Below are 494 nucleotides of genomic sequence, written 5' to 3' on the forward strand. Positions count from 1 at the left end.
AGTACTGTCACCGTAGCTACAGCTGTAGCTGTGTTACCCGAGATGGTGGTACAGGTGGCCGTATAGCTGGTGGTCTGAAACAGCGTCGGGGTGTTTAAGACGGTGCCGGTTGTGCTGTTGCTCCAGCTCACGGTGCCGTTGCAGCCCGTAGCCGTCAGGCTGGTGGCGCTGCCATAGCAAACCGTAGCCGAGGTGACACTGATGCTGGCCGCCACTGAGCAGGCTGCCGGTGCGGTGTAGACAGCCGTGGCTGTACCACACCCGGGCAGGCTCACCGTCAGCGTGTGTGCGCCCGTACCCGAGATAAGCCCGCTCAGCGAATAGGGGATGGACGTAGTGGTTGCCGTAACGGCCAGGGTAGTAGATCGCACCCCGTCGGAAAGGGTGATGGTGCCGGCGGTGGTGTTGGTCAGGCTGATGGTGCCCGAGACGGTATACTGGTTGGTGGCGGGAGTACAGCTACTAGCTGTCGCTGTGGTCGCAATGGCGCACAG

1 pseudogene is annotated in these 494 nt (G+C 61.9%); it reads right to left on the reverse strand.

Going from position 1 to position 494, the window contains the following annotated elements:
• Positions 1 to 494, reverse strand: a pseudogene (locus tag F7231_RS27085) (hypothetical protein); the annotation flags it as partial.

The organism is Fibrivirga algicola (assembly GCF_011742925.1).
Classification (GTDB): Bacteria; Bacteroidota; Bacteroidia; order Cytophagales; family Spirosomataceae; genus Fibrella; species Fibrella algicola.